The sequence below is a fragment of the Pseudomonas sp. REP124 genome, assembly GCF_020164475.1.
In the GTDB taxonomy this organism is placed as follows: domain Bacteria; phylum Pseudomonadota; class Gammaproteobacteria; order Pseudomonadales; family Pseudomonadaceae; genus Aquipseudomonas.
Window position 1 is genome coordinate 18,076 of sequence record NZ_JAIQWX010000079.1, and the last position, 10,431, is coordinate 28,506.

6 protein-coding genes are annotated in these 10,431 nt (G+C 62.5%); 4 read left to right on the top strand and 2 right to left on the bottom strand.

Annotated features, from left to right (window positions below; all coding sequences use genetic code 11):
* Nucleotides 1-35 precede the first annotated feature (35 nt).
* Complete coding sequence (gene rmuC, locus K9857_RS18915) at nucleotides 36-1,400, top strand: DNA recombination protein RmuC (protein WP_224538218.1); 1,365 nt, start codon at nucleotides 36-38, stop codon at nucleotides 1,398-1,400.
* Nucleotides 1,401-1,527: 127 nt separating this feature from the next.
* Here rmuC and K9857_RS18920 read toward each other — a convergent pair whose 3' ends face one another.
* Both K9857_RS18920 and K9857_RS18925 read right to left on the bottom strand, forming a co-directional pair.
* Nucleotides 1,528-4,998 carry a hybrid sensor histidine kinase/response regulator gene (locus K9857_RS18920; RefSeq protein ID WP_224538213.1) on the bottom strand — a complete coding sequence of 1,157 codons (3,471 nt, stop codon included), beginning with the start codon at nucleotides 4,996-4,998 and terminating at the stop codon, nucleotides 1,528-1,530.
* A gap of 254 nt (nucleotides 4,999-5,252) precedes the next feature.
* Complete coding sequence (locus K9857_RS18925) at nucleotides 5,253-5,789, bottom strand: TetR/AcrR family transcriptional regulator (protein ID WP_224538214.1); 537 nt, start codon at nucleotides 5,787-5,789, stop codon at nucleotides 5,253-5,255.
* 140 nt (nucleotides 5,790-5,929) lie between these two features.
* Between K9857_RS18925 and K9857_RS18930 the strand changes: the two genes are divergently transcribed.
* The 3 genes from K9857_RS18930 to K9857_RS18940 all read left to right on the top strand — a co-directional run bounded on the left by K9857_RS18930 (nucleotide 5,930) and on the right by K9857_RS18940 (nucleotide 10,397).
* Nucleotides 5,930-7,120, top strand: coding sequence for an MFS transporter (locus K9857_RS18930; RefSeq protein WP_224538215.1), 1,191 nt, complete (start codon nucleotides 5,930-5,932; stop codon nucleotides 7,118-7,120).
* Between the two features lie 133 nt (nucleotides 7,121-7,253).
* A complete protein-coding gene (locus K9857_RS18935) occupies nucleotides 7,254-8,405 on the top strand; it encodes a TDT family transporter (RefSeq protein ID WP_224538216.1) in 1,152 nt (383 codons plus the stop codon).
* A gap of 117 nt (nucleotides 8,406-8,522) precedes the next feature.
* Nucleotides 8,523-10,397, top strand: coding sequence for an MFS transporter (locus tag K9857_RS18940; protein WP_224538217.1), 1,875 nt, complete (start codon nucleotides 8,523-8,525; stop codon nucleotides 10,395-10,397).
* Nucleotides 10,398-10,431: the final 34 nt, after the last annotated feature.

A 10,431-nucleotide genomic window follows, 5' to 3' on the forward strand; every position in this document is an offset into this window, starting at 1 on the left:
AGCGCAAGACCAGTACGGCGCAGGCCGAGGTGGCGTTGCTGGAAGAGCGGCTGGCCATGGCGCAAATGGCGCAGGATGGCCTGAACGCACAGCTCGAAGCCGGCCGCGATGAAATCGCCGATCTTGGCCAGGCCAACGCCGCCAAGCAGGCCGATCTTGCCGCCATGCGCCGTGAAGTCGAGTTGCTGCAGATCGAGCGCGACGACGCTCGCGACGCCTCCCACGCCTGGAACATCGAACGGGCTGGCAAAGACTCCGAATTGCGTCGTCTTGACGCCCAGGCCGCCTCGCTCCAGGCGGAGTTGCGTGAGCAGCAGGAAAGCCATCAGCAACGCCTCAACGACTTGCAGGGCTCACGTGACGAGTTGCGTGCGCAGTTCGCCGAGCTTGCGGGGAAAATCTTCGACGAGCGCGAGCAGCGTTTTGCCGAAACCAGCCAGCAGCGCCTGGGGCAGTTGCTCGATCCGCTGAAGGAACGCATCCAGTCATTCGAAAAACGCGTGGAGGAAAGCTATCAGGCCGAAGCCCGGGAGCGTTTCTCGCTGGCCAAGGAGCTGGAGCGCCTGCAGCAGCTCAACCTGCGCCTGAGTGACGAAGCCACCAACCTGACCCGTGCCCTCAAGGGCCAGAAGACCCAGGGCAACTGGGGCGAACTGATTCTGGAGCGGGTGCTCGAGCATGCCGGCCTGGAAAAGGGCCGCGAGTATCAGACCCAGGTCAACCTCAAGGGGCCGGACGGCGAGCGCTTCCAGCCGGACGTGATCATTTACCTGCCCGGCGACAAGCAGGTGGTGGTCGACTCCAAGGTCAGTCTCACGGCCTATCAGCAGTACGTGGCGGCCGACGACGAAGGCATCCGCCAGATCGCAATCAAGCAGCACGTGCTGTCGCTACGCAGCCACGTCAAAGGCTTGGCCGGCAAGGATTACAAACGGCTCGATGGCCTGCACAGCCTGGATTTCGTCCTGTTGTTCGTACCGATCGAGGCGGCATTTTCTGCGGCGCTGCAGGCCGAGCCGACGCTGTTCCAGGAGGCGTTTGACCGCAATATCGTGATCGTCAGCCCGACCACCTTGCTGGCGACCCTGCGGGTGATCGACAGCCTGTGGAAGCAGGAACGGCAAAGTCAGAACGCCCGTGAAATCGCCGAGCGCGCCGGGTGGCTGTACGACAAGTTCGTGTTGTTCATTCAGGATCTGGACGAAGTCGGCAATCGCCTGCAGCAGCTGGATAAAGCCTACAGTGCGGCGCGCAACAAGCTGACAGAAGGGCGGGGCAATCTGGTCAGTCGCAGCGAGCAGCTCAAGTTGCTGGGGGCGCGAGCGAGCAAGAGTTTGCCGGCGGATTTGCTGGAGCGGGCGATGACCGATGTCGACGGGTTGGTCGAGTTACCCGAATAACCCCCGTACCTGTAGGAGCGAGCATGCTCGCGATGGTGGTCAACGATAACGTTGGCTGCCTGGCGCCCCACGGTGCCTGTGCCTCCATCGCGAGCGTGCTCGCTCCTACAGGGAGGTGGGGCGTCGGTTACAGGGGTAGATGTCTACTCAAAAGGGCCCGCAACGCCGCCGGCCGCACCGGCTTGGCCAGATAATCCAGTCCCGCCGCGTGCACCTGAGCCATCGTCTCCGGCCTGCCGTCGGCGCTGATCACCACCCCCGGCACCGGCTCGCCCAATCGGGTACGTAACCACGCCATCAAATCCGTACCCGTCTCGCCATCGTCCAGGTGGTAGTCCACCAGCGCCAATTGCGGCCGCAGCCCATCGCCCAGCAGCGCTGCGCACTCCTCGCGGTTGCGCGCGGTCCAGACCTGACAGCCCCAGCGCGTCAGCAAGCTGTTCATCCCGATCAGAATGCTGTCTTCGTTATCGATGCACAGCACCTGCGCGCCGCCGAGCAATTTGCCGTTCAGTTCGGCCGCCTTGACCGGCGACGCCGCGGCCACCTTGGCCAGCGGCACACGAATGCTGAACACGCTGCCACGCCCCGGCCACGAACGCACACGCAAGGTATGTCCCAATACGCGGCACAGGCCGTCGGCAATCGCCAGACCCAGACCCAGGCCTTTTTCGGCGCGGGTCTGATGGCTGTCCAGGCGTTTGAACTCTTCGAAAATCACCTGTTGCTTGTCTTCCGGAATCCCCGGCCCACGGTCCCAAACTTCCAGTGAAAGCTCGCCCTGATGGCGGCGAACGCCCAGCAACACCGGACCTTTGGCGTAGCGAAAAGCGTTGGTCAGGAAGTTCTGCAGGATCCGCCGCAACAGTTTGATATCGCTTTCGATGCGCAGCGCACTGCCCCGGACGCGGAATTCCAGGCCCTGATCCGCCGCCAGCGCCTTGAACTCGGCACCGAGGGTGTCGAACAGCTCATTGAGCGCGAAGGGCTTGATGTCGGGATTGATCTTGCCGTTTTCCAGGCGGGAAATATCCAGCAGGTCGCTGATCAGGTCTTCGGCCGAGCGCAGCGAACTGTCCAGGTGCTGCACCAGTTTTTGCGCCTCGCCGGACAGGCCGTCGTCCTGATGATTGAGCGCTGCCGAGAACAGCCGCGCGGCGTTCAACGGCTGCATCAGGTCGTGGCTGACCGCCGCCAGGAAGCGGGTTTTCGACTGGTTGGCCGCCTCGGCGGTGCCCTTGGCTTCGGTCAGCGCAACGTTGAGCTGCGACAGTTCACGGGTTCGTTCGGCTACACGCTGCTCGAGGCTTTCATTGGCCTCGGTCAGCGCCTGCTCGGCTTCGCGGTACGGGGTGATGTCGGTGAAGCTCATGACGAAACCGCCGCCGGGCATCGGATTGCCGATCAGCTCGATCACCCGGCCATTGGGGAACAGGCGCTCGGAAGTATGCGCGCGACCCTGACGCATCCAGTGCAGGCGGCGGGCGACGTGGACTTCCGCTTCGCCGGGACCGCACAAGCCGCGCTCGGCGTTGTGGCGGATGATGTCGGCGATCGGCCGGCCGACGCTGATCAAGCCGTCCGGGTAGTTGAACAGCTCAAGATATCGGCGGTTCCAGGCCACCAGTTTCAGCGACTGGTCGACCACGCTGATGCCCTGGCTGATGTTCTCGATCGCCCCTTGCAGCAGCGCTCGGTTGAATTGCAGGACTTCCGAGGCTTCGTCGGCGATGCGTACAACGTCCTCCAGCTGCATCTCCCGGCCTTCGATGGCGGCTTTTACCACCGCGCGGGTCGACGAGGCACCAAGCACACCGGCCAGCAAACGCTCGGTATGGGCAATCCATTCGCTGTCGGCATTCTGGTTCGGGTTGAAGCCTTTGCCCTGACGATAGGCAAAGCGGATGAAGCTTTGACGCGCACGTTCTTCACCCACGAAGCGGGCCGCCAGTTGCAGCAAGTCATCGATCTGCACCGCCAGCATCGAGCGGGCGCTGGGCCGAGCGCTGATTTCCTGACCGATGAAACGCCCGGCCTGCCAGTGTTCCGAAACCCTTGTCCGCGACAGCACCGAGACCCAGGCGAACAGCGTGAAGTTGCCGGCCAGGGATAGAACTACGCCCTGGGTAAGCGGGGTGATCGGCAGGTTCAACGGGTTGCTGTGCAACCAGGCCAGGCCCGGGAAGTTGCTCAGGGGCAAACCGAGGCTGTGGGCGGCAATCGGCAGGATCAGCGTGTAGAACCAGAGGAAGGTCCCGGCGGCGAGACCGGCGAACACACCGCGACGGTTGGCCTGTTTCCAGTACAACGCGCCGAGCATGGCCGGTGCCAGTTGGGTCACGGCGGCGAAGGCGATCTGGCCGATGGTCGCCAGGCTCGCGGTCGAGCCCAGCAGGCGGTAGCTGACGTAGGCCAGCAGCAGAATCACCACGATGGTCACGCGGCGCACCGACAGCATCCACTGGCGGAACACTTCGAACGGACGCTCGGCGTTGTTGCGGCGCAAAAGCCACGGCAACAACATGTCGTTGGAGACCATGGTCGACAGCGCGACGCTGGCCACGATCACCATACCGGTGGCGGCCGACGCACCACCGATAAAGGCCAGCAACGCCAAGGCCGGGTGGGCCTGAGCCAGTGGCAGACTGATCACGAAAGAGTCCGGCAACACCGAACTGGGCAGCAGCATCTGCCCGGCTAAAGCAATCGGTACGACGAACAGGGCGGCGAGGGCGAGATAGGCCGGGAACACCCATTTGGCCAGGCGCAGATCCTGCGGCTCGATGTTTTCCACCACCGTTACGTGGAACTGTCGCGGCAGGCAGATGATCGCCATCATCGCGACCCCGGTCTGCACCACCATGGACGGCCAATTGATGGTTTCCTTCCAGTATTCCTCCAGGCGCGGGGCGAGCATGGCCTGGTCGAACAGGTCGTCGAAACCGTCATACAGGCCGTAGGTCACGTAGGCGCCGACGGCCAGGAATGCGAACAGCTTCACCAGGGATTCGAAGGCAATCGCCAGCACCATGCCGCGGTGGTGTTCGGTGGCGTCGAGGTTGCGGGTACCGAAGACGATGGTGAAAAGAGCGAGCACAAGTGACACGATCAGGGCGGTGTCCTGGGCGCGAACCCCCATGGCGTCGGCGCCGGCACCGATCAGCAGGTTCACCCCCAGCACAATGCCTTTGAGCTGCAAGGCGATGTAGGGCAGCACGCCCACCAGGCAGATCAGCGCTACCACTACCGCCAGCGACTGGGATTTGCCGTAGCGCGCGGCGATGAAGTCGGCGATGGAGGTAATGTTCTCCTGCTTGCTGATCATCACCATTTTTTGCAGGACCCAGGGCGCGCCGATGAGCAGCAGGATCGGCCCCAGGTAGATCGGCAGGAATGACCACAGCTGTTCGGCCGCCTGGCCCACCGCGCCGAAGAAGGTCCAGCTGGTGCAGTACACCGCCAGCGACAGGCTGTACACCCAGGCGCGCACCCGTGGTGGCAACGGCGCGCTGCGACGATCACCGTAAAAGGCGATGGCGAACATGATGGCCATATAGGCCAGGGCGACGGCGGCAATCAACCCGCTGGACAGCGACATGGGAACTCCGGATAACCATAGGCACCCGGGCCTCCCGCCCGGACAAGCACAGTCTCGCACGATGGCTGGGGTTAGTCAGTGTCGACCATGGTCGTGGCGTGGTGGGGTGTCGCAGGGGAAGTCAGGGGGAGGTCAGGGGGATTTGTGGTGGCTGGGCCGGCCTCTTCGCGAGCAAGCCCGCTCCCACAGTTGACCGAGTTGTGTCAGAAAAAACCGGTCCAATGTGGGAGCAGGCTTGCTCGCGAATGGCGGCCTCACTGATTCAACGCAATGTCGATCAACCGATGCAGTTCTTCCACCTCCAGCGGCGCCTCGGCAAACAGAATGCGAAACACGATCGGTGCGGCGATCAGGTTGATCAGTCGGTCCACTCCCGGGTTCGGTTGATCCGGATAGCGATTGAGGATGGCCTGCAATTGCCCGCCGATGATCGTCGCGCAATAGGCCGGCTTGAGGCTCGCCTGCACGTCGCGCAGCATGCCGCGACCGGGTTCGGAGTTCATCTCGTCCAGGTACTGTTCGGCCCAGGCCCGCAGGTCGCCTGGCAGGCTGCCGGTGTTGGTCGATTCGGTTTCCGGTTGCAGGCGCGCCATGGCGACGTCCGCCAGCAGCGCCGCCAGATCGCCCCAGCGCCGGTAGATGGTCGAAGGCGTGACCCCCGCGCGCGCGGCGATTTGCGGCACGGTCACGCTGGCGCGATCCTGCTCTTCGAGGAGTTCGCGCACGGCGGTATGAATTGATTCCTGTACCCGGGCGCTGCGCCCGCCGGGGCGTAATGTGGGAGCGGTCATTGCATGTTTCCTGTGTGGCGCCGCAGACGACTGCGGTCCTGAAAAGCCATGGATCGGACCTTAACACAAAGAATTTGCTTTAAGCGCAAATCGGTAGCACACTCCGCAAAAGCAAAAATTTAGCTTTTGCGGAGTGTGCCATGTCCAGTACCCCTTCAAATCGTGCCAGCCTGTGGTTTCTGGCAATCACACTACTCAGTTTTCTGGCGGCCTCCACGGCGCCGACGCCCTTGTATCACCTGTATCAGGAGCAGCTGCAATTCTCGGCGGCCATCCTGACGCTGATCTTCGGTGTCTACGCCATCAGCCTGTTGGTGGCGCTGCTGACGGTCGGTTCGCTGTCCGATCACCTGGGACGCAAGCCGGTGATCTTCACCGCGGTGCTGCTCAACATCGTCGCCATGCTGCTGTTCATCTATGCCGATAGCGTCGCCTGGCTGATCAGCGCCCGGGTGCTGCAGGGTTTCGCTACCGGCATGGCCACCGCGGTATTGAGTGCGACGCTGCTCGATACCGATCGCCAGCAGGGGCCGCTGATCAATAGCGTGGCGCCTTTGATGGGCATGGCTATCGGCGGCTTGGGTTGCGGATTGCTGGCCGAATTCGCACCGGCGCCCTTGCATTTGACCTATTGGCTGCTGCTGGCGCTCTTCGGGCTGCAGGCGGTTTACGTCTGGCGCCTGCCGGAAAGCGTCTCGCCACAGCCCGGGGCGTGGGCGTCGCTTCGGCCGACCCTGCATGTGCCGGTGCAGGCGCGAGCCACCTTGTGGCGCTTGCTCGCGCTCAATACCGCGACCTGGGCGCTGGGCGGCTTCTTCGCTTCCCTGGCACCATCGCTGGTGCGCGCGGCCACCGGATCGACGTCGAACCTGATCGGCGGCGCGACCGTGGCGACCTTGACCATGACAGGCGCTCTGATGATCTTCGCTCTGCGCAATCGCCCAGCCAGCCTTGGGCTGCGCATAGGCGCGAGTTCGTTGCCGGTGGGTATCTCCCTGATCCTGATTGGCGTCCACAGCGCCAGCCTTGCACTGTTTTTCATCGGCACCCTCATCGCTGGCTGCGGCTTCGGCGCCGGTTTCCTCGGCACGGTGCGCACGCTGGTTCCGCTGGCGCTGCCCCATGAACGGGCGGGATTAATGTCGGCCTATTACGTCCTCAGCTATCTGGCGTTCTGCCTGCCTTCGTTGCTGGCCGGCAACTTGGCGCGCACCTTGGGCCTGGTGGCGACCACCGACGGGTATGCCGGGGTGTTGATCGTGCTTTCCCTGGGGGCATTGCTGGCGATGATGCGTCAACGTACCGCGAAGGTTTGCAGTAGCGCGGGTTGACCCGATAAGCGCGCAGAACCAAGGTTGATCGTTTATCTGTAAAACCGATAACTTATAGAGATATTACACGTTATATCGATATTCGATTCGGATCTATGATGGGCTCCACCTCACCAGAGGACAGGAGCCCACCATGACATGCACCAACACCGCTAAATCCGGCATCAAGCCTCTGCGCCACCTGCAACACCCGAGGGAAGTGATTCGCCAGTTCACGCCCAACTGGTTCGCCGCCACCATGGGCACCGGGGTGCTGGCCCTGGCACTGGCCCAATTGCCGGTGGCCAATCCGGTTCTACACGCCATTGCCGAAGGCCTCTGGCAGTTCAACATCGGCCTGTTCCTGTTGTTCACCGCGCTGTACACGGCGCGCTGGGTGATGTTTTTCGATGAAGCGCGGCGGATTTTCGGGCATTCCACGGTTTCGATGTTCTTCGGCACCATTCCCATGGGCCTGGCGACCATCATCAACGGCTTTCTGGTGTTCGGCCTGCCGCGCTGGGGCGAGGGCGTGATTCCCCTGGCCGAAGCCTTGTGGTGGCTGGACGTGGCGTTGTCCCTGGCCTGCGGCGTGCTGATTCCCTACATGATGTTCACCCGTCAGGAACACAGCATCGATCAGATGACCGCCGTGTGGTTGCTGCCGGTGGTGGCCGCGGAAGTGGCGGCTGCCAGCGGTGGCCTGCTGGCGCCGCACCTGGTCGATGCCCACGGGCAACTGGTGATGCTGGTGACCAGCTACGTGCTCTGGGCATTCTCTCTGCCGGTGGCGTTCAGCATCCTGACGATTCTGCTGCTGCGCATGGCGTTGCATAAACTGCCTCACGAAAACATGGCCGCTTCGAGCTGGCTGGCGCTGGGGCCGATCGGCACCGGTGCACTGGGCATGTTGCTGCTGGGCGCCGATGCGCCGGCGATCTTTGCCGCCAATGGCTTGCCGGGCGTTGGTGAAATCGCCGCCGGAACGGGTCTGGTCGCCGGCATCACGCTGTGGGGCTTCGGTCTGTGGTGGATGCTGATGGCCGTGCTGATCACGCTGAAGTATCTGCGCGGCGGCATCCCGTTCAACCTCGGCTGGTGGGGTTTCACCTTCCCCTTGGGCGTCTATTCTCTGACCACGCTGAAACTGGCCAGCACCCTGCACCTGACGTTCTTTAATGTCTTCGGATTTGTGCTAGTGGCGCTGCTGGCGGTGATGTGGCTGATCGTCGGCAAGCGCACGTTGCAAGGCGCATGGCGCGGCGAGCTGTTCGTTTCGCCGTGCATTGCAGGATTGAAGAAATAAAATCGTCGAAGATTGGGTAATGTGTGGCCCTGGATCGGCGTGGAGCGTTCCAATTAATGTATCCACGCCGCTCTCTATACTTCGCCACCTGCTACCTCAATCAGGGACACATGGACGATGAGTCACCCCTCGCAATTCAACCTGCTGCGCACACGGCGCTTTCTGCCGTTCTTCGTGACCCAGTCACTGGGTGCCTTCAACGACAACGTTTTCAAGCAGTCGTTGATCCTCGCCATTCTCTACAAGCTTGCGATCGAGGGTGACCGCTCGATCTGGGTCAACCTGTGCGCGCTGCTGTTCATCCTGCCGTTCTTTCTGTTTTCGGCGTTGGCCGGGCAGTTCGGGGAAAAGTTCGCCAAGGACGCGCTGATCCGTCTGATCAAGCTCGGCGAAATCGCCATCATGGCGGTCGGTGCTGTGGGTTTCATGTTCGATCACCTGTCGCTGATGCTGCTGGCGCTGTTTGCCATGGGCACCCACTCGGCGCTGTTCGGCCCGGTGAAATATTCGATCCTGCCCCAGGCCCTGCATGAAGACGAGTTGGTCGGCGGCAACGGCCTGGTGGAAATGGGCACCTTCCTGGCCATCCTCGCGGGGACCATCGGCGCCGGGATCATGATGTCCTCCGCGCATTACGCGCCGGTGGTTTCCACTGCGATCATCGGCATCGCCGTTCTCGGCTACCTGGCCAGCCGCGGCATTCCACGGGCGGCGGCCGCGACACCGCAACTGCGCCTGAACTGGAACATTTTCAGCGAGTCCTGGGCGACGCTGAAGCTGGGCCTCGGGCAGACGCCGGCGGTGTCGCGTTCGATCGTCGGCAACTCCTGGTTCTGGTTTGTCGGGGCGATTTACCTGACGCAGATCCCGGCCTACGCCAAGGAGTGGATGCACGGCGACGAAACCGTGGTGACCCTTATTCTCACCGTGTTCTCGGTGGGCATCGCCGTCGGTTCGATGCTCTGCGAAAGGCTGTCCGGGCGCAAAGTCGAAATCGGCCTGGTGCCGTTCGGTTCGTTTGGCCTGACGGTGTTCGGCCTGCTGTTGTGGTGGCATTCCGGCGGAATCCCAGTGAGTGCGGCGGGGCATGGCTGGATCGAGATTCTCGGCTTCGGCCACACCTGGCTGGTGCTGATCGACATCCTCGGCCTGGGCGTGTTCGGCGGTTTCTACATCGTGCCGCTGTACGCGCTGATTCAGTCGCGCACCGCCGAAAACGAGCGGGCGCGGGTGATTGCCGCCAACAACATTCTCAACGCGCTGTTCATGGTGGTCTCGGCGATTGTCTCGATCATCCTGTTGAGCATGGCCAAGCTGTCGATTCCCCAACTGTTCCTGGTGGTGTCGTTGCTGAACATCGGCGTCAACGCCTACATCTTCAAGATCGTCCCCGAGTTCACCATGCGTTTCATGATCTGGCTGCTCAGCCATTCCATGTACCGCGTGGAGCATCGCAACCTGCAGCTGATCCCGGATGACGGCGCGGCATTGCTGGTGTGCAACCACGTGTCATTCGTCGATGCTCTGCTGATCAGCGGCGCGGTGCGCAGGCCGATTCGCTTTGTCATGTACTACAAGATCTACAACCTGCCGGTGCTGAACTTCGTTTTCCGTACGGCGGGGGCGATTCCGATTGCCGGGCGCCAGGAAGATATCCAGATCTACGAACAGGCCTTCACCCGCATTGCCCGATATCTGAAGGAAGGCGAGCTGGTGTGCATTTTCCCGGAAGGGAAATTGACTGCCGATGGTGAGATCAATGAATTCAGGGGTGGGCTGACGCGGATTCTCGAGGAAACGCCGGTGCCGGTGATTCCCTTGGCGCTGCAGGGATTGTGGGGGAGTTTCTTCAGCCGCGATCCGGCCAAGGGGCTGTTTCGCCGGTTGTGGTCGCGGGTGACGGTGGTGGCGGGGGAGGCGGTGGCTGTGGAAGCGGCGCAGCCTGCCAGGTTGCAGGTGTTGGTGGGGGAGTTGCGCGGTACCGTCAGATAATTGGTGATTGTGTCGGCTTCTTCGCGGGCAAGCC

What these genes read in the sequence shown, in the direction of transcription:
- K9857_RS18930 (WP_224538215.1), top strand. Translation starts at nt 5,930, where the DNA reads ATGTCCAGTACCCCTTCAAATCGTGCCAGCCTGTGGTTTCTGGCAATC.
- K9857_RS18935 (WP_224538216.1), top strand. Translation starts at nt 7,254, where the DNA reads ATGACATGCACCAACACCGCTAAATCCGGCATCAAGCCTCTGCGCCAC.
- K9857_RS18925 (WP_224538214.1), bottom strand. Translation starts at nt 5,789, where the DNA reads ATGACCGCTCCCACATTACGCCCCGGCGGGCGCAGCGCCCGGGTACAG.
- K9857_RS18940 (WP_224538217.1), top strand. Translation starts at nt 8,523, where the DNA reads ATGAGTCACCCCTCGCAATTCAACCTGCTGCGCACACGGCGCTTTCTG.
- K9857_RS18920 (WP_224538213.1), bottom strand. Translation starts at nt 4,998, where the DNA reads ATGTCGCTGTCCAGCGGGTTGATTGCCGCCGTCGCCCTGGCCTATATG.